The sequence below is a fragment of the Burkholderia anthinoferrum genome, from assembly GCF_002925705.1.
Lineage (GTDB): Bacteria > Pseudomonadota > Gammaproteobacteria > Burkholderiales > Burkholderiaceae > Burkholderia > Burkholderia semiarida.
Genome location: NZ_LFZP01000029.1, coordinates 68,926 through 90,321 on the forward strand (window position 1 = coordinate 68,926; position 21,396 = coordinate 90,321).

The 21,396-nt window shown below is 65.7% G+C and carries 17 protein-coding genes and 2 tRNA genes; 12 read left to right on the top strand and 7 right to left on the bottom strand.

The annotated features are described in order from the left end of the window. Positions 1 to 3 precede the first annotated feature (3 nt). From C5F75_RS36245 to C5F75_RS08615, 4 genes are read left to right on the top strand one after another with little or no spacing between them, the layout of a single operon-like run. Entirely contained in the window at positions 4 to 1,485 is a 1,482-nt protein-coding gene (locus tag C5F75_RS36245) for a hypothetical protein (RefSeq protein ID WP_146075189.1), read from the top strand. Next, positions 1,485 to 3,047: a hypothetical protein gene (locus tag C5F75_RS08605; protein ID WP_146075190.1), complete on the top strand. Its 1,563-nt coding sequence runs from the start codon at positions 1,485 to 1,487 to the stop codon at positions 3,045 to 3,047. Before C5F75_RS36245 ends, C5F75_RS08605 begins: the two co-directional genes overlap by 1 nt. Before the next feature lie 44 nt (positions 3,048 to 3,091). Continuing rightward, complete coding sequence (locus tag C5F75_RS08610; RefSeq protein ID WP_181035392.1) at positions 3,092 to 4,387, top strand: phosphoribosylglycinamide synthetase C domain-containing protein; 1,296 nt, start codon at positions 3,092 to 3,094, stop codon at positions 4,385 to 4,387. 13 nt (positions 4,388 to 4,400) lie between these two features. Continuing rightward, the gene (locus tag C5F75_RS08615) at positions 4,401 to 4,922 is read left to right on the top strand and encodes a hypothetical protein (protein WP_146075191.1); all 522 of its coding nucleotides are present in this window, start codon (positions 4,401 to 4,403) and stop codon (positions 4,920 to 4,922) included. Here C5F75_RS08615 and C5F75_RS08620 read toward each other — a convergent pair. The 5 genes from C5F75_RS08620 to C5F75_RS08640 all read right to left on the bottom strand — a co-directional run bounded on the left by C5F75_RS08620 (position 4,858) and on the right by C5F75_RS08640 (position 10,028). Continuing rightward, positions 4,858 to 5,670, bottom strand: a complete 813-nt coding sequence (locus C5F75_RS08620) for a hypothetical protein (RefSeq protein ID WP_104012103.1) — start codon at positions 5,668 to 5,670, stop codon at positions 4,858 to 4,860. The genes C5F75_RS08615 and C5F75_RS08620 overlap by 65 nt on opposite strands. Before the next feature lie 614 nt (positions 5,671 to 6,284). After that, positions 6,285 to 6,515 carry a hypothetical protein gene (locus C5F75_RS08625; protein ID WP_059585171.1) on the bottom strand — a complete coding sequence of 77 codons (231 nt, stop codon included), beginning with the start codon at positions 6,513 to 6,515 and terminating at the stop codon, positions 6,285 to 6,287. Between the two features lie 112 nt (positions 6,516 to 6,627). Next, a complete protein-coding gene (locus C5F75_RS08630; RefSeq protein ID WP_059585172.1) occupies positions 6,628 to 7,737 on the bottom strand; it encodes a class II histone deacetylase in 1,110 nt (369 codons plus the stop codon). Positions 7,738 to 7,751: 14 nt separating this feature from the next. Beyond that, entirely contained in the window at positions 7,752 to 8,960 is a 1,209-nt protein-coding gene (locus C5F75_RS08635; protein WP_059585173.1) for an MFS transporter, read from the bottom strand. Positions 8,961 to 8,981: 21 nt separating this feature from the next. Further along, complete coding sequence (locus C5F75_RS08640; protein WP_059585174.1) at positions 8,982 to 10,028, bottom strand: porin; 1,047 nt, start codon at positions 10,026 to 10,028, stop codon at positions 8,982 to 8,984. A gap of 301 nt (positions 10,029 to 10,329) precedes the next feature. On the opposite strand from C5F75_RS08640, the gene C5F75_RS08650 reads away from it, so the two are divergent. Then, on the top strand, positions 10,330 to 11,484 hold the full coding sequence (locus tag C5F75_RS08650) for a helix-turn-helix transcriptional regulator (RefSeq protein WP_059585175.1): 1,155 nt from the start codon (positions 10,330 to 10,332) through the stop codon (positions 11,482 to 11,484). A 109-nt stretch (positions 11,485 to 11,593) separates the two neighbouring features. Then, positions 11,594 to 12,592, top strand: a complete 999-nt coding sequence (locus C5F75_RS08655) for a 2-dehydropantoate 2-reductase (protein ID WP_059585176.1) — start codon at positions 11,594 to 11,596, stop codon at positions 12,590 to 12,592. Between the two features lie 183 nt (positions 12,593 to 12,775). Here C5F75_RS08655 and C5F75_RS08660 read toward each other — a convergent pair whose 3' ends face one another. Both C5F75_RS08660 and C5F75_RS08665 read right to left on the bottom strand, forming a co-directional pair. Beyond that, positions 12,776 to 13,225 carry a MarR family winged helix-turn-helix transcriptional regulator gene (locus C5F75_RS08660; RefSeq protein ID WP_059585177.1) on the bottom strand — a complete coding sequence of 150 codons (450 nt, stop codon included), beginning with the start codon at positions 13,223 to 13,225 and terminating at the stop codon, positions 12,776 to 12,778. A 62-nt stretch (positions 13,226 to 13,287) separates the two neighbouring features. Beyond that, a complete protein-coding gene (locus C5F75_RS08665) occupies positions 13,288 to 14,433 on the bottom strand; it encodes a glycerate kinase (RefSeq protein WP_059585178.1) in 1,146 nt (381 codons plus the stop codon). Between the two features lie 382 nt (positions 14,434 to 14,815). Here C5F75_RS08665 and tig point away from each other — a divergent pair, with 382 nt between their 5' ends. The 6 genes from tig (at position 14,816) to C5F75_RS08695 (ending at position 21,396) form a co-directional block, all read left to right on the top strand. Next, positions 14,816 to 16,162: a trigger factor gene (gene tig, locus C5F75_RS08670; protein ID WP_059585179.1), complete on the top strand. Its 1,347-nt coding sequence runs from the start codon at positions 14,816 to 14,818 to the stop codon at positions 16,160 to 16,162. Between the two features lie 140 nt (positions 16,163 to 16,302). Continuing rightward, positions 16,303 to 16,956: an ATP-dependent Clp endopeptidase proteolytic subunit ClpP gene (gene clpP / locus C5F75_RS08675; RefSeq protein WP_006496351.1), complete on the top strand. Its 654-nt coding sequence runs from the start codon at positions 16,303 to 16,305 to the stop codon at positions 16,954 to 16,956. Positions 16,957 to 17,120: 164 nt separating this feature from the next. Then, positions 17,121 to 18,392: an ATP-dependent Clp protease ATP-binding subunit ClpX gene (clpX, locus tag C5F75_RS08680; RefSeq protein ID WP_006489345.1), complete on the top strand. Its 1,272-nt coding sequence runs from the start codon at positions 17,121 to 17,123 to the stop codon at positions 18,390 to 18,392. Between the two features lie 197 nt (positions 18,393 to 18,589). Further along, on the top strand, positions 18,590 to 21,013 hold the full coding sequence (lon, locus tag C5F75_RS08685; protein WP_059585180.1) for an endopeptidase La: 2,424 nt from the start codon (positions 18,590 to 18,592) through the stop codon (positions 21,011 to 21,013). 207 nt (positions 21,014 to 21,220) lie between these two features. Next, a tRNA-Val gene (locus tag C5F75_RS08690) sits at positions 21,221 to 21,296 on the top strand. Between the two features lie 23 nt (positions 21,297 to 21,319). Beyond that, positions 21,320 to 21,396 (top strand) — tRNA-Asp (locus tag C5F75_RS08695).

Below are 21,396 nucleotides of genomic sequence, written 5' to 3' on the forward strand. Positions count from 1 at the left end.
AAAATGGCCGGGCTCGCGGGGCTCCCGTACTTCCTTCAGTACCAGCAGCAGGCGCAGGAAGACGCCATGCGGCGTCAGTACGCCCAGATCCAGCTCGCGCAGTTTCAACAGCAACAACAGGATCGACAGCGGCAGCAGGCAGCCCTGACGGCCGCAGGCAATGCACTGCCCATGCTGCTCGGGGAGCAACAGCAACCCGCGCAGATGCCGCCCCCGCCGCCTCAAGCCCCGAATCCGGGTCAACCATCGGTGCCGATGCAGCAACCGAGCGCTGGGGCGGGTCAGATTCCGCCGCTACCGCCCGGCATGCCTGCGGGAATGGGCCGTGGCACCGGTGCGCCCGGCAAACCGCCACTGCCGCCTTTTCAGCCGATGCCCGCAGCCGGTAGCCCGGCGCAGGCTGGGCCCGCTCAAATTCCCGCACCCCCGGCTCCTTCGCTCAACGGCACGCAGCAACCCGGCGGCCCGCTCACGCTCGACAACGCAATCAAGGTGCTGAAGGACCAAGGACTATCGGGCGCGGACCTGATGGCCGGTCTGCAGCAGCTGACACCGATTCTCGATTCGCAGGCCAAGCAGCAGGCCGCGCAGATTCAGCAGCAGTTCCAACACCAACTGCAGATCGCGCAGTTGCAGGAGCGCTACGACGCATTGCGTCAACGCGCGGAGGACAACGCACTGAATCGCGAAGACCGTAGGCAGGCGCGTGCTGAGTCTAATGCGCTGCGGGCTGAATCGATTGCGCTTCGCCGGCAAACGCTCGCAATGGGGATGGGCGACGATGCAAAGTTCTCGCCAGAAGACCTGAAGTTTCTCGCGGAGCAGGCACGTGCGGGCGATACGTCGGTCTATCAGAACCTCGGCCGCGGCGCGCAGGGCGCGAAGAACATCATCGCGCTGCGGCGCGAAGTGATGCGGCAGGAGCGCGAAGCGGGTGGTACCGGCGCGGACATCGCCGCAGCGAATGCTGGCTTCCAGGGCGAGAAAGCGGCTGCCCGCACCGGTGCAACGCGCGCGGCGAACATCGGCATGGCTGTCGCCGAAGCGCAGAAGACTTTCCCGCTCGTGCGCGAGGCATCTGCCGCGCTGCCGCGTACCGAGTTCCCCGGCGTGAACCGCGCGATGCAGGCAGCGCAAACGGGTACAGGCGATCCCCGCGTCGTTGCGCTTGGCACGGCGCTGAATACGTCGGTGAACGCCTATGCTCGCGCGATCAGCCCGACCGGCGTGCCGACAGTGTCGGACAAGGAGCACGCACGCGAGCTGTTGTCCACCGCCAGCACGCCGGAGCAGCTGAATGCGGTGCTGTCAATGATGGAAAAGGAAATGTCGGCGGCCCGCCAGGCGCCGACCGAAGTGCAGGCACAACAGAAGGCTCGCATTTCCGGCCGCGGTGAAGGCGCGCCGGCGGTCGGCACGATCGAGGGCGGCTACCGGTTCAAGGGCGGCGATCCGTCGAAGCAAAGCAACTGGGAGAAGATGTAATGGCCGGCCCGTGGGAAAAATACGCGCAGGACACGGCCGCGTCCGCAACCGGGCCGTGGGATAGGTACGGCGGCGCACCAGCAGCAACGCCGCGCGGCCCCGTGGCACCTCTCAATCGTCTGCCGCCTGATAGCCCGGCGCCCGCCACGGCGTCGAAGCACGCCGACACCATCGCGGAGCGCCTGCTCGGCTTGGGCAAAAGCGCGGTCGGGCTCGGCGAGGCCGGTCTGTCAACGGTGACCGGTGCGTTGGCCGCGCCCGTGGGCGCCGCATACGGCATCGGCAAGACGCTCACGAGCGGCAAGTACGGCACGCAACAAGGCATCGAAGAAGGCGGCCTCGCGGGCGCCACCCTGGCCGGCAAACTGACGTACCAGCCGCGCACCGAGGCCGGCCGCGCCGATGTCGAGGCGCTCGGCAATTCGGGGCTGATGCACGCACTGCAGGGATTGCCGGTCGAATCGCCGATGATTTCGCGAATCCCGGAAGTGCCACGCGGCGTGCTCGCGACCGGTGAAGGCGCAGCCGGCGCCGCGCGCGCTGGGGCGAATGCCGTCGGCCGCGGTGCCGTGCGCGCCGCTGCTCGTGCGCTGCCTGAAGTCGATCCGGAGACACTTCGGCTCGCGCGCGAGGCGCACGAGATGGGCTTCCGCTTCCGGCCGGACCAGATGTACGAGAACAAATTCGGGCGCATCGCCGGGCAGTTGTCGTCGGACGTGCCGTTCTCCGGCGAGACGTCGGGCGCGAACCAGCGCGTGTTCAACCAGCGCTTGATTCACGCGATCGGTGGCGAAGGTGACAAGTTGACGCGCCAAGTCTACGCCAACGCGATGAAGAAGTCGGGGACAGAGATCGACGCGATCACGGCCGCGCACAGCATCCCGGTCGACAACGCGTTCCTGAACCGCCTGCAGCGCGCGAAGGGCAACCAACTGCCAGAAGTGCAAGGCGTTGTGCAGGGGTACATCAACGATCTGGAGGCGCTCGCCGGCCCGCGCCAGAAGCTCACCGGCGGTGGCGCGACGTCGGCGGCTCGTCAGCTCGACGGCACGAAGCTGCGGCCGTTCCTGACGAAGCTGAAGTCGACGATCCGCAGCACGTCCAATGGCGATCTGCGGCATGCGCTGAGCGATCTGCAGGGAGAAATCGAAGACGCGTTCCTGCCTCAGCTGTCGGCAGACGAAGCTGCGCGCTACGCGGCCGCGCGCCGGCAGTATGCGATCGGGAAGACGATCGAGCCGCTCGTTGCGAAATCCCCCGGCGGCAATATCAGCCCCAAGGCGCTGATGGGCGCGGTCACGTCGAATGCATACGGCAAGCGCGCGATGGCGATGGGCCAGGGCGGCGAACTGGGCAAGCTGGCGGACATTGGTTCACTGTTTCTGCGCGAGCCCGGCACGTCGAACACTGCCGAGCGCGGCATCGTGGCCGGTCTGCTCGGCGGCGCGGGGTTCGGGGTCAATCCAGCCGCCGCCGCGGTGCCTTGGGCGGCCGCGAATCTGTACAACCGCGCTGGTCCTGCCATCACCGAACAACTCCTTCAGCGGCCGCCTACCCCATGAGAATCCTCGCGATCGACGTCGGTTCGAACTGCCTCGATTGGCTGATGCGCTGCCAGGAGTGGGGCCACCAGGTTCTCTGGTACGACAAGCCACGCCCGGACGGCACCGATCGTCATGCGGGCGAAGGCATCGTGCCGAAGATCCGCGACTACGACGAACTGCGGCGGAAGTGGCTCGGCTGGGCGGACCTGATCTACACGCCCGACAACGTCAGCTACCTCGACATGCTCGAGCCGTACCGCCGGATTGGGTACCCGATCTACGGCTGCAACTTGGCGGCCGTCGAATGGGAGCTTGATCGCGAGGCCGGGCAGAGGGTCATGGAAGAGTGCGGGATGCGGATCATTCCCGGCAAGACCTTCCATGACTACGAGTCAGCGATCGCCTACGTGAAGAAGCAGGGCAAGGCGTTCGTCTCAAAGCCGTCCGGCGACGGCGAGCGCGCGATGTCCTATGTCGCCGACAGCGCGGCCGACATGGTCTACATGCTCGGGCGCTGGAACAAGATCGACAAGTACCGATCGGCTGCGCGCAAGGACGGCTTCATCCTGCAGGAGAAGATCAGCGGCATCGAAATGGCCGTGGGCGGTTTCTTCGGGCCCGATGGATGGTCGAAGGGCTGGGTCGAGAACTGGGAAAACAAGAAGCTGATGAACGGCGACCTGGGCGTGAACACGGGCGAAATGGGCACCACAGTGCGCGTCGTCCGGCAGTCAAAGCTTGCCGACGAGGTACTGAAGCCTGCCACCGAGCACCTGAAGCGGATCGGATACGTCGGGTACGTCGACGTGAACTGTATGATCCCGGCCGATGGGAAGGGCCCGTATCCGCTCGAGTGGACCATGCGTGATGGCTGGCCGATCCGGCACAACCTGACCGCACTGATCGAGGGCGATCCGGCGCAGTGGATGGCCGACAAGATCCAGGGCCGCGACACGCTGAAGATCCGCATGGACGAGGTGTGTATTTCGGTACTGATGGCGTTACCCGACTTCCCGTACTCGAAGATCACGAACAAGGAGTTATGCGGCATCCCGATCTACGGCGCCGAGGACATGGAGCACCTGCACTTCTCCGAGGTGATGATGGGCACGGCGCCACGTGAGGTGAACGGCAAGGTCGTTGACCTGCCGGGGCCCGTGACGGCTGGCGATTACGTGCTGATCGCGACGGGCACCGGAGAGACGATCACTGGCGCACGCCGGTCGGCCTACAGCGCGATCAAGAAGGTGAAGATCCCGAACAGCCCGTTCTACCGCACGGACATCGGTGTTGGCCGGCTGAAGAAGCAACTGCCCGACTTGCAGCAGATGGGCTACGCGAAAGGGCTGAGTTACTGAAATGAGACGATCCATGCGCGCCGGCTTGATCTCCGAAGAATCGATCAAGACCGCTCTGACCGAAGCCAAGGGAGACATTTTCCTGGCTGCCTCGACGCTCGACTGCACCGCCCACGAGTTGGACGGATACATCCGTGCATCGGCTGACCTTCAGGGATTCGCCGCGGCTATCGAGAGGGTCAAGGTCGATCCGGCATACTCGAGGATGAGCAGCGAGCAATTCGAAATCCGAGTAGCGGATCTCACCCGCGCATACAAGGTTGTCGGACTCGAGGAACTTCATGGTCTGGCGACGATGGATCACAAGGACAGCGCGGCGATGGCGAAGGTCAAGCTGCAGGCTGCGATCGCTCTGCGTGGCGGCGAACAGCGCGCGGTTGGCGATCGGGAGATCGAACACGCTCTGTCCGAGCTAAACCAGCTGTATCACGACAACGCCCCGCGCATCAAAGAGATCCGCCAGACCGTCATCAAGCTTGAAGGTGGTCCGGCAGAGATTCAACAAGTGATCGAACTTCAGCAAGATCAGCAATAGCCTGCAGGCGCTTTCGTTCAAGCAGGTCCCAATCGGGTTCGTCGATGCGGTACACCTGCCACTTTGTCAAGGAGATGTGCCCGAGGCGCGCCATCTCCTTGATGGCGGCCTTGTGACCTTCTTCGCGTGCCACCTTCTTCAACTCGGTCCGTCCGGACCCGATCCAATCCCAAGCGGGTACCAATCCGGGCCCGTCAGGTGCCAACCGCGGACGCAGTTCCCATTCCTCGACTGGCTTCAGACTCTTGCGCATGTATGTCACGCGCTGGCGAGGAATTCCTGTCTCGGCCTCAAGTTGCTCGTCCGTCAATCGTCGTCCGCGGCATGCGCTCCAGATCGCGCGTAAATCTTCGACGCGCGGCGTGCGCAGGTCGATGCATTCCTCGTGTACGCGCCAGGTGTGCGGTACCGGGATCACGGTGTATTCGGAAGTATTGGCGTGAGAGCGGGTCAGCCGGTCCATCGTCATCGGGCATTCCGCGAATACAAGGACGTCCGCCGCGCCGGCCCGATCCGAATACGTGTAGCGATCAAGCAAGACGCCGCCGTTTTCCCGCCATCTCGCCAGTTGTCCGTCGCTCGCGCGATCCCACCACGCCCACACATAGACGGGGAGATCGGCGATCGACGCGCTCTTGAAGAACGCCGGCTTGATCGTGGTGTATCCGCGGTTCACCAGGACATGAGTGAAGCCCGCAAATGCCTTGCGGATTGAGCCGGCAGTATCAGAAGTCGAATAGAGCTTCACGGCGCGTCGTCACTTCCGGAAGCCGCCTTGAGCTTGCGATGCCGGGCAGGGCGCCTCGGGTGCCTCACACGCCCGAAGCGCTGGTCCGACTTGTCCGCCGGCCGTCGCATTGCGTGCTACCAGAGGACCGGGGTCGTCCCCGCCACCACATGCGGCACATGCCAGCAGTACAGCAACGGCCAACGAAACACGAAATGCCCCCGCGAAGTTCTTTGCCATGACGATCTCCTTGCGCGATGATTGAATCTGTCGATGTGTTGTGCCGATGAGACACAAAACCGACAGGTTGAGCGCAAGGGGGCATATGCGGGGGCATCTGGAAAATACGAACTCGCAGAATGCCAATAACAGAAAGGAAGAGCGCTTTTAATGTGGCTCCGGCCTCAGCACCAGAAGTCGAACGTGCCCCGTCACGGGCCGTTCGCGAAAAAGCGCTGCCGGTCGGCTGACCGCAGCGCTTTTTTGTTGATGGCCCTCAGCGGCGATGATGCCGTTCGCGCAGGCACGGTAAATCGGCGATGTGTAATATGACGCAACCATTCAGAGCGCTGCGTCGTTCGACAAGCAAGCGCCGCGCGTCGCCCGAGCGCGCCGCTTCGTCGTTTCCGCCACGCCTATTCCCAGAAGCTGCGGATCGCGACGGCCACGATCACCGGCACCGAGAACACCAGCGGAATCGCGAAATACTGCGCTTCGCGATCGACGACCCAGCTATAGATCACCCACGCCGCACCGATCGCGAACGTGATCAGGCCGACCGTCACGGCGGCGATGTTCAAGGCCAGCTTCGACGGCTGGCGGCGCGTTTTGGTGTTGTCGTCGTGATCGCGCGGGGACGATTTCATCGGAAGAGTGCGGCCTCGTGCCGGAACAAGGGTAAAGGCACAGGAAACCCCATCCGCGCGGATCGCGCAAGGGCCGGCGCGGGCCGGCCCTTGCCACGTCCGTTCCCGCCCGTTACAACCCGAACGACGCGGCCAGTTCGTCGAGCAGTTCGCGCTGAAACGCGACGAACCGTTCGCCCGGCTGCTGCGCGATCGCGAGATCGAGCATCGGATCGGCGACCTCGGTGCGAATGCCGGCCAGTTCCTCGATGATCGCGAGCCCGCAGAACGGCACGTACGCCTCCGAATAGCCGCCTTCGTGAACGATCACGAGCCGCCCGCCGCAATGACGCTGCGCGGCGTCCTTCACCGCGCGGGTCATGAACCGGTAGCTGTCGGTATGCAGTTGCATGCGCGCGAGCGGATCGACCGCGCTCGCGTCGAGGCCGCTCGCGACGACGATCAGCTCGGGGCGAAAACGGGCGAGCGCCGGCAGCACGATCCGATCGAATGCATACCGGTAGGCATCGTCGCCGCTGCCCGCGAGCAGCGGCACGTTCAGGTTCGAGCCGATGCCCGCGCCTTCGCCTCGGTCGTCCGCGCCGCTGTAGCCGGGCGGAAAGCAGCGATCCTGGTGCAGCGAGATCGTCAACGTATCCGGATCGTCGTAGTAGATCGACTGCGTGCCGTTGCCGTGATGCACGTCCCAGTCGATCACCGCGACGCGCTCGATGCCGTGCTTCGCGCGCGCGGCCTCGATCGCGATCGGGATGTTCGCGAGCAGGCAGAAGCCCATCGGGCGGTCGCGCAGGCAATGATGGCCGGGCGGACGCGACAGCGAGAACGCATTCGCCGCGCGCTCGCCGACGACCGCGTCGACCGCCGCGATCGCGAGGCCGGCCGACAGCGCGGCGATCTCGTAGCTGCCCTTGCCGAATGGCGCGAGATCGCCGAGGTCGCCGCCGCTCGCGTCGCTCAGCGCGCGGAACGCGTCGAGATAGTGCGCCGGATGAATGCGCAGCAGGTCGGCTGTCGTCGCGGGTGCCGCGCCACGCAGGTCGAGCCGGGCGGCCAGCCCCGACGCCTGCACGAGCGACAGGAAGCGGCGCTTCGAATCGGGCGATTCCGCGTAGCCCGCGCTCGACGGCGGCTGGACCCAGCCGCCAACCGGGAGGAACAGCGCGTGCGTGCCGCCGGTGTGCCAGAAAGTGCGTTCGTCGGTGAAGAAGGCAGTGCGATTCATGGGTGCTTGACCTGTCACGGTTGGGAGGAAACGGAGGGGCGCGCGCGGCGATCGATGTGGCGCAGCGCGGCGAACGACACGATCGCGACGGCCGTCGCGGCCACGAACAGCGCGCGCATCGTGCCGCCGGCGTCGAGCATCAGGCCGGCCAGCAGCGGGCCCGCGGCGAGCGCCGCGCCGATCACGAAGTTGAGCGTCGCGACGAGCCGCCCAGACGTGTCGATCTGCGCGACCGTCGCGAGAATGAACGGCAGCACGAAGGTCCATGCGAACTTGAACCCGAAGATCGCCGCGCTGTAGCTGCCGCCGTGGCGCATCGCGGCGAGCGCGACGAGCGATGCCGCGAGCAGCGCGTAGCCGGCCGCGAGCATCGCGCGCCGCGCGAGCCGGCCGCCCGCGCACGATGCGAGCGCCGCGCCGGCGATGCCCATCACGCTCGCGATCGCGAGCACGTTGCCGGTCGACTGCGGATCGAGCCCGGCCTCGGCCGCCGCGCGGCTCGCGAACGTCCATACGCTGCCGATCGCGAGATAGAACGTCAGCACCGCGCCGATGGCGAGCACCACGAAGCTTCGGGGCGTCTGGGGCGCGTCGCCGTGCGCGGTGCGCGCGGATGCCGTTCGCATGCCGAGCGACGACGGAAAGCCGCGCGACAGCGGCGCCGCGAGCAGCGCGAGCACCGCGAGCGCGACGTACAGCGCTCGCAGCCCGAACGCGGCGAACACGTGCGGCAGCACGAACAGGCCGATCGCGCCCGCGATCAACTGGCCGACGACCCACAGGCCGTACACGCGGTCGCTGTTTCCGCTCGTCGCGGCGCTGGTCATGCAGAGCACCATCAGCGAGCCGCCACCGAGCGCGGTGACGGCGCGCAGCGCGAGCAGCGCGGCAAAACCGGGCATCCACAGCGCGGTCAGCAGGTTGCCCGCGCCGAACAGCGCGATGGCGAACGCGGCGACGCGGCGCGCGTCGATCCGGCCGAGCCACAGGTACGACGGCACGGTCGCGAGGCTGAACGCGCCGAGTTCGACGAAGAAGTAGGTGCCGATCTGCGATGCGGTCAAGCCGAGCTGCGTCGCGAGCTGGCCGGCGACGGCGGGCGCGACGAGCAGCAACAGCGGCGTGATGGCCGCGAACACGACGAGCGCGACGAGGGTCGAGCGTGCGAACGTCGACGCGCGGCCGTCGGGCGAGCGGGCGGCATCCGGGGACAGGATTTTCATGGCGGGATCTCGTCGAGGGAATCAGAACAGGTGGTACATGCCGACCATCGCGCCGAACTGCGACGCGCCGGCAAGCGGTGTCGGGTCGTATTCGTAGACGGTCTGCGAGCTTTGGCCGCCGTTGCGCGCATAGCCGAGGTTCACGTAGGCGACGGTGCGTTTGGACAGCGCGTACGTGGTACTCGCGATGAACAGCGTCGGGTGGCCGATCGCCGGCGTGCGCGAATCGGTGTGGTAGACGCCGGCGTTCAGGCCAATCCCGTTCGACATCAGGTAACGCGCACCACCCCACACGATCGTGCGCGCCGCGTCGAGGTCGCCGGTCAGGCGTTCGACGCCTGCATGGACGGTGAGCGGCAGCGCGGCGAACGCATAGCGTGCGGCGAGCGTGCCCAGTTCGCGGCGCCGCGCGGAGGCGTCGCCGGCCGCCGATACGTCGCCGTGCGCCTGATGCAGCACCGCGCCGACCGACAGGCCGTTGCTCGTGTACTGGCCGCCGAGCTCGAGCACGCGGCCGGCGCGCGTATTGCCGGCGACGCCGGAGGTCGCGGCGAGCGCCTCGACGTCGAAGCAGGCAAAGGTCGGCGACTGGTATTTGACCGAGTGGTCGATGAAGTTCGCGTTCATCGGCACGAGCACGCCCTGGCCGCTGTACGACCCATACCAGAGCGGGTCGTAGAACAGCGTCTTGTCGAACAGCACGCTGAACTGGCGGCCGAGCGTGACGGTGCCGACCGGCCCCGCGATCCCCACGTATGCGCCGCGAAAGAACGCATAGCCGGGCACGGTCGCGGTGCCATCGTTGAGGTTGAGGCCCTGTTCGAGCTTGAACAGCGCACGCCAGCCGCCGCCGAGATCCTCGTGGCCCTTGATCCCGATCTGCGAAGGCAGGATGCCGTAGTTTTGCAATCGCACGGCCGACTGATGTCCGTCGGCGTGCGTCAGGTACAGCACGCCGGCGTCGAGCGCGCCGTACAGCGTGAGGGCGGACTGCGCGTGCGCAACGCCGCCGCATGCGGCGAGCGTCGCGGCGGCCGCGGCCATGCGGATGAAGCGGGGTGTCGTCACGTGGGGTTCTCCATACCGTGCTGCATCGATTTGTCGTTGGTATCGTCGCGACGCAGTGTCCGTAGCGGGAAAACCTTCGAACAGTCGTCCAGATGAACGGTGCGGAAAACCCGCGGTGCCCCGCATGAACGCCGTGCGATGCCGGCGCGCGCGGTGCTGCGCAGCAGCAATGCGCGGTGCACCGTTCAAATGGATGGGGTTGACGAGCGTTCCGGCACCGTGGCCCGCCAAAAAAGCGGCTCGCTATAATCGGCCGTGTCGTTGCGCACATCAGCAGCCCGACCGGGCAGGAGAGCGGAAAGTGAGGATCACGACCGATATCGGGCAGGACCTCGACGCGCTGCGCGACGTGCCGGCCGCCATCGTGCTCGACGAATTCGCGTGGCCGACGCGGCCGTCCCGGCGCGCCGATTTCGACGGCGTCACGCGTGGCGACGCGCCGCAGCGCGAACTCGGCCTGATGCTGCTCGACCTGTACGCGGTGGCCGCGCAGTCCGCCATCGGCGAATTCGAGTACCGGTTCTTTTCGCTGCTGCAGGCCCTCATTCCGTTCGATGCCGCGTGGACGGGCGTCGCGACCCATGTGCCGACCGGCCCCGTGATGCACAACAGCTTTTTGTACCGGTTGCCGCATGCGTTCTTCACCGACTGGAAGCGTGTGCGCGATTGCGATCCGCTCGCGCACCGCACGCTGCACGGCGCGCACGGTCGCGCGGTGCGGCTGACGGTCATCGAGCCGGGGCTCGATGCACGATTTCGCGATTGGTGCGTGAAGTACGGGCTCGCGCAACTGATGTTCGTCTGTACGATCGATCGCCGCTTCGGCCTGACGACGTTCGTGTCGATTTACCGCCAGGGCCTGAATCGGCCGTTCGGCGACAACGACGCACATCGTTTCGAGGAACTCATTCCGCACCTCGCGGCGGCGTTGACGATCAATCGCGCCGCGCAGCTCACGCGCGAACGCGAGCGCGCCGACACGGTCGCCCCGGCCGCGCGAGCGTTGTGCGACAACTTCGGCGTGCTGCACCATGCCGACCCCGGTTTCGACGACGTGCTGCGCGCCGAGTGGCCGGCCTGGGCGGGCCCGCGCGTGCCGGAGGCGCTCGTCGCGCACCTGCGACGCCAGTCGGGCCAGCCGTTCGTCGGCGACGCGCTGCGCATCCAGTGCGTGCCCGTCGCGGGGTTGTTCCAGATCGAGGCACGGCCGCGCTCGCTGCTCGACCGGCTCAGCCCGCGCGAGCTCGCGGCGATCCGCTATTACGGTGCCGGGCGCTCGCACAAGGAAGTCGCGCAGCAGATGGCGATCTCGCCGACGACCGTGCGCCATTACCTGCGCTGCGCGTACCGCAAGCTCGGCATGCACGACAAGAGCCAGATAGCCGGCGTGCTCGGTGCGACGACGAGCGGTACGGCCGACGACGAGGCGGTGGAAGCCGGCGGCATGCCGCGCTGACGCGCACGCATGACCGGGTGCCGCAGGGAGCGGCCGGCGTTGTCGGAATGGTTGTGCCCGCAACTATTGAGCGTTATGCTCGTCTGCTCTCGAAAGACGGAATCCCATCATGAACGACACGAATTCAGGGTCGGTGCGCGCGGCGGTGGTCGGGGTCGGCGCGATCGGCGGATTGCTCGCGGCCGCGTTGTCCAGAGCCGGCATGACCGTGAGCGCGTACGCACGCGGCGCGACGCTCGATGCGCTGAATACGCATGGCGTGCGCGTGATCGACGAGGCGGGCGCAACGTCGTCGGTGCCGGTGCGGGCAAGCGACGATGCGGCCGCGCTCGGCGTGCAGGACTACGTGGTGATCGCGCTGAAGGCGCAGGCGCTGCCGGCGCTGGCCGCGCGCATTGCGCCGCTGGTCGGGCCCGACACCGTGATCGTCGCGGCGATGAACGGGTTGCCGTGGTGGTTCACGCACGGGCTCGAAGGAGCGCTCGACGGCGTGCCGCTCGAGGCGGTCGATCCGGCCGGTGCGGTGTCGGCGGCATTGCCGCCCGCGCGGGCGATCGGCTGCGTCGTGCACTTGTCGTCGAGTACCGACGCGCCGGGCGTCGTGCGGCGCGGGCGCGGCAACCGGCTGATCGTGGGCACCCCCGATCCGCGGCTCGACGTGCCCACGGCGCGGTTCGCCGCGGCACTCTCGGCCGGCGGTTTCGACGTCGAGTCGACGCCCGCGATCCGGACCGAGATCTGGACGAAGCTCTGGGGCAACATGAACATGAATCCGCTGAGCGCGCTGACCGGTTCAACGGCCGAGCAGTTGCTGGATGATCCGTTCACGCAGGATCTGGCGTTGCGGATGATGGAGGAGGCGGCCGCGATCGGCGCGAAGCTCGGCCTGTCCACCGGGATGAGCGGTCCTGAGCGGATCGCGGTCACGCGCAAGCTCGGCGCGTTCAAGACGTCGATGCTGCAGGATTTCGAAGCGGGGCGCCCGCTCGAGATCGGGCCGATTCTCGGCGTGTTTCCGGAACTCGGCCGCAAGCTTGGCGTGTCGACCCCGTACTGCGACGCAGTGCTCGGATTGTTGCGTCAGCGCGCGACGAACAGCGGGTTGTAGTGTGCGCCAGGCCGGCGCGAATGCGCGGCTGCCGGCAACGCGCGCTTCGCGCGAGATCGCCGCGTGATGCAAAACCGGCCGCCCGGATCGCGTGTGACGCGACCCGCGCGGCCAGTCTGATTCATCGGATCAATGCGGCCCGCGGCAAGCGGCCGTCCGGCGATGCCGGGGCCGACGCGACGCTCAGTCGTCGCGTTCGACTGCGTGCGCGACGACCTTGTCGAGCAGCCGCTCGAACGTCTGACGTTCGCTGTCGGACAGGCATGCGAGCAAGCCGTCGTTCCACTTGCGCACGATCGGCATGATCTTGCGATACAGCGCGCGGCCGTCGGCAGTCAGCGCGATCAGCACGATCCGGCCGTCCTCCTCGCTCGCGCCGCGCTCGAGCAGCCCCTGGCGCAGCAGCGCTTCGGCCGCGCGGCTCGCCTGGCTCTTGTCGAGATTGGTGTGGCGTGCGAGATCCATGATCGAGAACGGACCGAACGCGCCGACGGCGGCGATCACGCGCGCCTCGGGCAGCGAAATGTCGAGCTTGTGCCGGTACACCTCGCCGATTCCGCGGTCGGAGTGCTTCGTGAGCACATGGAGGCGATAGGTCAGAAACTGATCGAGCCCGGCTTGGCGGCCTTTCATGTCGAATCCTGAAGAAAAAGGGCGGGCCCGATTGTTCCTGTATCGCGCGCTCGGGTCAACGGTCAGTGTGCGCCGTACTTCAGCCGTGTCAACTGTTCTGCTTCGTTCGCGAGCAGATTCGCCGCATCGCGGATCGCGACGTCGAGCGTGATCGGCCCGGGAGCGGGCGAGAAGCAGCCGGAGAAATGCTCGGACAGGCGCGGCAGCGCGGCCGGATCGACCGCGCCCGACAGCAGCGACGCCGGGACGCCGGCGGCCCGCGCGTGCCGGCACGCGATGAACGGCGCCTTGCCGTGCAGCGTCTGCACGTCGGAGCGGCCTTCGCCGGTGATCAGCCAGTCGGCGCCGGCCAGTGCGGCGTCGAGCCCGACCTGGCGCGCGACCACTTCGGCGCCTGCCTCGAAGCGTGCGCCGAGCATGTGCAGCGCGAAACCGAGGCCGCCCGCGGCGCCCGCGCCCGGCAGATCGCGGCCGCCGCGGTCGAGCGCGGCCTCGAGCAGATCGGCGAAGCGGGCAAGGGCGGCATCGAGGGTCGCGACCTGCGTTGCCGTCACGCCCTTTTGCGGACCGAACACCGCGGTGGCGCCATGCGCGCCCGTCAGCGGATTGTCGACGTCGGACATGCCGATGAATTCGGTTTCCTTCAGTCGTGGATCGAGCCCCGATGCGTCGATGCGCGCGACGTCGGCGAGCCGCGACGGCACCGGCTCGACCGGCTGGCCATTCGCGTCGAGGCACTGCAGGCCAAGGCCCGCGAGAAGCCCCGCGCCCGCGTCGTTGGTGCTGCTGCCGCCGAGCGCGACGAAGAAGCGGCGCACGCCTTCGTCGAGCAGCAGGCGGATCGCTTCGCCCATCCCGCGCGTGCTGCGCGCATCGACCGGCACGCTCATGCCGACCGGGTCGGTGATGCCGACGATCTCGGCCGTCTCGACGATCGCGGTGCGCGCGTCGATCACGCCGACTGCCGCATCGCGCGCCGCGAGCGACGCGCCGGCCACCCGCAGCGTGCGCCGCGTACCGCCGCCCGCCAGCATCGCGTCGAGCGTGCCTTCGCCGCCGTCGGCCATCGGGCAGCAGCGCACGACGGCATCGGGCCGGGCACGGCGAATGCCGGTGGCGATCGCGTCCGCGACCTGCTCGGCGGAAAGCGAGCCTTTGAACGAATCGGGCGCGATGACGACGACAGGCGCGGACGGGCGGTGCGGCATGGTGTCTCCGAAAGGCGTGATTGGTATGAAGGTCGGGCCACGACGGTGGCCCGCACGTTATCGGAGCTTACAGGATGGCGGGGCCGGGGAGGATACGCCGTTCGGCATAGCGACGATCCGCGTGCAGGGGCGTGCGACGGGCCGCCGACAGGGCTGGGACAGCCTGTATCGCGCCGATCTGGCGGTATGAGGAAAATTGTTTGCTAGAATAGTCGATTCTTCCGGCCAAAGCCGTGCTCCGAGCCGCTTGCGCTAGCCATCCGGCGCGTGCAGGGATGGCGTGGCGCCCCGGCGCGGCGTGTGAGTGTGCGCACCTCGCGCCGCAGGCAGGCACGGCAAGGAAAACCCGATTCGCTCGAATAATTTTAGGACGATTGAAGCCATGGCTAACGTTGTTGAGAACCTCGGCAAGCTTGAACGCCGTGTGACGATTTCTTTGCCGAAAGACACCGTGCAGAAGGAAATCGACGCCCGCATCCAGAAACTCGCGAAGAACGTGCGCATGCCGGGTTTCCGCCCGGGCAAGGTGCCGCTGAAGATGGTCGCGCAACAGTACGCGGGTCAGGTCGAGGCGGAAGTGCTGAGCGACAAGATCGGCCAGGAATTCTTCACGATCAGCCGCGCGGAAAACCTGCGCGTCGCCGGCCAGCCGAGCTTCGAGCCGAAGCAGGAACAGGCCGAGGACGCATACGCGTTCGACGCGACGTTCGAGGTCTACCCGGAAGTGAAGATCGGCGATCTGGCGACGGCTGAAGTCGAGCGCTCGACCACGACGATCGGCGACGCCGAAATCGACCGCACGCTGGACATCCTGCGCAAGCAGCGCGTGCACTACCACGCACGCGGCGAAGCCGGCGAGCACGGCGACGGCGGCGCGGACACCGCGGCGAAGAACGGCGACCGCGTGACGGTCGACTTCGTCGGCAAGATCGACGACGTCGCGTTCCAGGGCGGCACGGCCGAAGATTTCCCGTTCGTGCTCGGCGAAGGCCGCATGCTGCCGGAATTCGAAACGGCGGCGCTCGGCCTGAAGGTCGGCGAACAGCGTACGTTCGACCTCAAGTTCCCGGACGACTACCACGGCAAGGACGTCGCCGGCAAAACGGCGCAGTTCACGGTCACGATGAAGAAGATCGAATGGCCGCACCTGCCGGAAATCGACGCGGAATTCGCGAAGTCGCTCGGCATCGAAGACGGCGACCTCACGAAGATGCGCGCCGAGATCAAGGAAAACCTCGAGCGCGAAGCGAAGCGCCGCACGCAGTCGATCGTCAAGAACCAGGTGATGGACGCGCTGCTGAAGATTTCCGAACTCGACGTGCCCAAGGCGCTGATCGAGCAGGACCAGCAACGTCTCGTCGAAATGGCTCGCCAGGATCTGGCGCAGCGCGGCGTGCCGAACGCGAAGGATGCACCGATCCCGGCCGAAATGTTCGCCGAGCAGGCCGAGCGCCGCGTGAAGCTGGGCCTCGTGCTGGCCGAGCTGGTGAAGGCGAACGGCCTCGAAGCGAAGCCGGAGCAGATCCGCGCGGAAGTCGACGAGTTCGCGAAGAGCTACGAAGACCCGAAGGAAGTGGTCCGCTGGTATTATTCCAACCAGCAGCGCCTCGCCGAGATGGAAGCGTTCGTCGTTGAAAGCAACGTCGTCGACTTCGTGCTGGGCAAGGCAAAGGTGACGGACAAGGAAGTGAGCTTCGAGGCACTCGCGAGCGCATCGGCGCAAGCGTAACTGTCGCTCTTGCGGCGTGCCGGCTGTCGGAGCGACGGCCCGCACGCCGTTTTTACGTCAAGCGCACGGTTGCCATTAATATGGCGATTGAGCGGGCGGCTTCCTTCCGTTCAATTTTCCAATCGAACAAGGTTCATTGAATGATCACTCGCGCTGAATTGCTGGACATGCTTGCTTCGAACGCGCCGCAGGGTTTCGAGGCGCAAGCGCTGGGGCTGGTGCCGATCGTCGTCGAAACGAGCGGCCGCGGCGAGCGTTCGTACGATATCTATTCGCGTCTCCTGAAGGAGCGCCTGGTGTTCATGGTCGGCGAAGTGAACGACCAGACCGCCAACCTCGTGGTCGCGCAATTGCTGTTCCTCGAGAGCGAGAATCCCGACAAGGACATCAGCCTCTACATCAACAGCCCGGGCGGCTCGGTGTCGGCCGGCATGGCGATCTACGACACGATGCAGTTCATCAAGCCGGACGTGTCGACCCTGTGCATGGGCCTCGCGGCCAGCATGGGCGCGTTCCTGCTCGCGTCGGGTGCGAAGGGCAAGCGCTTCGCGCTGCCGAATTCGCGCGTGATGATTCACCAGCCGCTCGGCGGCGCGCGCGGCCAGGCATCCGACATCGAGATCCAGGCACGCGAGATCCTCTACCTGAAGGAGCGGTTGAACAACCTGCTCGCGCAGCACACGGGCCAGGACGTCGAGCGCATCGCGCGCGACACCGACCGTGATAACTTCATGTCGAGCGAGGACGCGAAGGCGTACGGGCTGATCGATCAGGTGCTGCTGAAGCGCCCGTGAGCTTAAACGGGGTGCCGCCCCGATTCGGGCCGGCGCCCTCGAACGTCCCGAGTGCCCTGAGCATCTGCGGCAAGCGCATCCAGCCGGCTCCGGTCGCGCCCTAGGCGCGGCGTCCGGAGCAATCGGCGTATCATGTCATCTACCTGTCCGGAGGCTCTACATTCATGGCGGACAAAAAAGGTTCGAACAGCGAAAAGCTGTTGTATTGCTCGTTTTGCGGGAAGAGCCAGCATGAGGTGAAAAAACTCATTGCGGGCCCGTCGGTGTTCATCTGCGATGAATGTATCGACCTCTGCAACGAAATCATTCGCGACGAGGCGGCTGCCGCCGGCGTCGAGGCCAGCCTGTCCCGGTCGGATCTGCCGAGCCCGCAGGAAATTCGCGATATCCTCGATCAGTACGTGATCGGCCAGGAGCGCGCGAAGAAAATCCTCGCGGTGGCCGTGTACAACCACTACAAGCGCCTGAAGCACCTCGACAAGAAGGACGACGTCGAGCTGTCGAAGAGCAACATCCTGCTGATCGGCCCGACGGGCTCCGGCAAGACGCTGCTCGCGCAGACGCTCGCGCGGTTGCTCAACGTGCCGTTCGTGATCGCCGACGCGACGACGCTGACCGAAGCCGGCTACGTCGGCGAGGACGTCGAGAACATCATCCAGAAGCTGTTGCAGAATTGCAACTACGAGGTCGACAAGGCCCAGCGCGGGATCGTCTACATCGACGAAATCGACAAGATCAGCCGCAAGTCGGACAACCCGTCCATCACGCGCGACGTGTCGGGCGAGGGCGTCCAGCAGGCGCTGCTGAAGCTCGTCGAGGGCACGATGGCGTCGGTGCCGCCGCAAGGCGGCCGCAAGCACCCGAACCAGGATTTCATCCAGGTCGACACGACCAACATCCTGTTCATCTGCGGCGGCGCGTTCGACGGTCTTGAAAAGGTGATCACCGATCGTACCGAGAAAACCGGCATCGGCTTCGGCGCGACGGTCAAGAGCAAGCAGGAACGCGACGCGGGCGAGGTGCTGCGCGAAACGGAACCGGAAGACCTGATCAAATTCGGTCTGATCCCCGAATTGATCGGCCGCCTGCCGGTGGTCGCGACGCTCGGCAAGCTCGACGAAGCCGCGCTGATGAAGATCTTGGTCGAGCCGAAGAATGCGCTCGTCAAGCAGTATCACAAGCTGTTCGCAATGGAGCGCGTCGAGCTGGAAATCCGGCCGGGCGCGTTGCAGGCAGTCGCCCGCAAGGCGATCCGCCGCAAGACCGGCGCGCGCGGTTTGCGTTCGATCATCGAACAGGCGTTGCTCGACGTGATGTACGAGTTGCCGACGATGAAAGGGGTCAGCAAGGTCATCATCGACGAGAACGTCATCGATGGGGACGGCAAGCCCTTGCTGATCTACGAGGACACGCCGAAGGTGGCGGGTTCGAACTGACCGGCTTGCCGACGATGTTCATCGAAAAAGGCCGTTCATGAGTCCGTGGGCGGCTTTTTTTCGTTTATCTTGTGGGTAACTCTGACTCGACACGCGGTGGTTACTTTCTTACCGAATATTTCCCGCACTTGAAGGCTTGCAATTCGTTGTGGCGGCCTCAATTACCGAACAATTGATTCCACTCATGGGGAAATGAAATGTCAGGCACCCAACTTCTCCCGCCGGAACGCATCACGCTCCCGCTGCTGCCGCTGCGGGATGTCGTCGTTTTCCCGCACATGGTCATTCCGCTCTTCGTGGGCCGGCCGAAATCGATCAAGGCCCTCGAAGCAGCGATGGAAGGCGGCAAGCACATCATGCTCGTCGCCCAGAAAACCGCGGCCAAGGATGAACCGACCGAAAAGGACATGTACGAGGTCGGTTGTATTGCCAACATTCTGCAGATGCTGAAGCTGCCGGACGGCACCGTGAAGGTGCTCGTCGAAGGCCTGCAGCGCGCGAAGGCGTTGTCCATCGAGGAACAGGAGACGCAATTCTCCTGCGACGTGATGCCGCTCGAGCCCGATCACGCCGACAGCGCTGAAACGGAAGCGCTGCGCCGCGCGATCGTGTCGCAGTTCGACCAGTACGTGAAGCTGAACAAGAAGATCCCGCCGGAGATCCTCACGTCGCTGTCGGGCATCGACGAAGCGGGCCGTCTCGCCGACATGATCGCCGAGCGCCTGCCGCTCAAGCTCGACCAGAAGCAGCACATCCTCGAGATGTTCCCGGTCATCGAGCGCCTCGAGCATCTGCTCGCGCAGCTCGAAGCCGAGATCGACATCCTGCAGGTCGAAAAGCGCATCCGTGGGCGCGTGAAGCGCCAGATGGAAAAGAGCCAGCGCGAGTACTACCTGAACGAACAGGTCAAGGCGATCCAGAAGGAGCTGGGCGAGGGCGAGGAGGGCGCGGATCTCGAGGAACTCGAGAAGCGCATCAACGCCGCGCGCATGCCGAAGGAAGCCAAGAAAAAGGCCGACGCCGAGCTGAAGAAGCTGAAGCTGATGTCGCCGATGTCGGCGGAAGCGACCGTCGTGCGCAACTACATCGACACGCTGATCGGCCTGCCGTGGCGCAAGAAGAGCAAGGTCAACAACGACCTGTCGAACGCCGAGCAGGTACTCGACGAGGATCACTTCGGCCTCGAGAAGGTCAAGGAACGGATCCTCGAGTATCTCGCGGTGCAACAGCGCGTGGACAAGGTGAAGGCGCCGATCCTGTGCCTCGTCGGGCCCCCGGGCGTCGGCAAGACCTCGCTCGGCCAGTCGATCGCCCGTGCGACGAACCGCAAGTTCGTCCGGATGGCGCTCGGCGGCGTGCGTGACGAAGCCGAGATCCGCGGTCACCGCCGCACGTACATCGGCTCGATGCCGGGCAAGATCCTGCAAAGCCTCGCGAAGGTCGGCGTGCGCAATCCGCTCTTCCTGCTCGACGAAGTCGACAAGATGGGCATGGATTTCCGCGGCGATCCGTCGTCGGCGCTGCTCGAAGTGCTCGATCCGGAACAGAACCACACGTTCGCCGACCACTACATCGAAGTCGATTTCGATCTGTCGGACGTGATGTTCGTCGCGACGTCGAACTCGCTGAACATCCCGCCGCCGCTGCTCGACCGGATGGAAGTGATCCGTCTGTCGGGCTACACGGAAGACGAGAAGGTCAGCATCGCCCAGCGTTACCTGCTGCCGAAGCAGAAGAAGAACAACGGGCTGAAGGAAGGCGAGGTCGAGGTCACCGAACAGGCGATCCGCGACATCATCCGCTACTACACGCGCGAAGCCGGTGTGCGTTCGCTCGAGCGGGAAGTGTCGAAGATCTGCCGCAAGGTCGTGAAGATGCTGCTGCTGAAGAAGGCATCGGGTGCGATCAAGGTCGATGGCGAGAACCTCGACACGTTCCTCGGCGTGCGCAAGTACGACTTCGGCCTCGCGGCGAAGGAAAACCAGGTCGGTCAGGTGACAGGCCTCGCGTGGACGGAAGTCGGCGGCGACCTGCTGACGATCGAAGCTGCGGTGATGCCGGGCAAGGGCAACGTGATTCGTACGGGCTCGCTCGGCGACGTGATGAAGGAGTCGGTCGAGGCTGCGCGTTCGGTCGTGCGCTCGCGTTCGCGGCGTCTCGGCATCAAGGACGAAGCGTTCGAGAAGCAGGACATCCACATCCACGTGCCGGAAGGCGCGACGCCGAAGGACGGTCCGTCCGCCGGCGGTGCGATGACGACCGCGCTGGTGTCGGTGCTGACGGGTATTCCCGTGCGGGCCGACGTCGCGATGACGGGCGAAATCACGTTGCGTGGCGAAGTGCTGCCGATCGGCGGGCTGAAGGAAAAGCTGCTGGCGGCGCATCGCGGCGGCATCAAGCTCGTGCTGATTCCGGAAGAGAACGTGAAGGATCTCGCGGACATTCCGGACAACGTGAAGAACGCGATCGAGATCGTGCCGGTCCGCTGGATCGACAAGGTACTGGAGCTCGCGCTCGAGCGTTCGCCGACTCCGCTGCCGCCGGAAGAAGAAGCGAAGGCAGCGGCGCCGGTCGGCGAGGCGGCGAAGGATGCCGGCTCGACGGAAGTCGTCAAGCACTGAGACCCTGACGACCGTCGTTGTTGACGGTTGTTCACGAAACCCGCGGCGATGCCCGCGGGTTTTTTTATGCGCGTCGGCATCGTGCGAGCGCGGGCGTTAAAAAAATTCACGCACAGGCTTGGCAAAATGATCGGGGATGAATTAAACTTGCGGGCTCGCTGATTGTTGATGCGGAAACGCAGATCGCAGTCGGAACGAATCGGAAACGGGTGCTTAGCTCAGCTGGTAGAGCGGCGCCCTTACAAGGCGTAGGTCGGGGGTTCGAACCCCTCAGCACCCACCAGTTTCACGATTCAGCCAGACCAAGGAGCGGTAGTTCAGTCGGTTAGAATACCGGCCTGTCACGCCGGGGGTCGCGGGTTCGAGTCCCGTCCGCTCCGCCA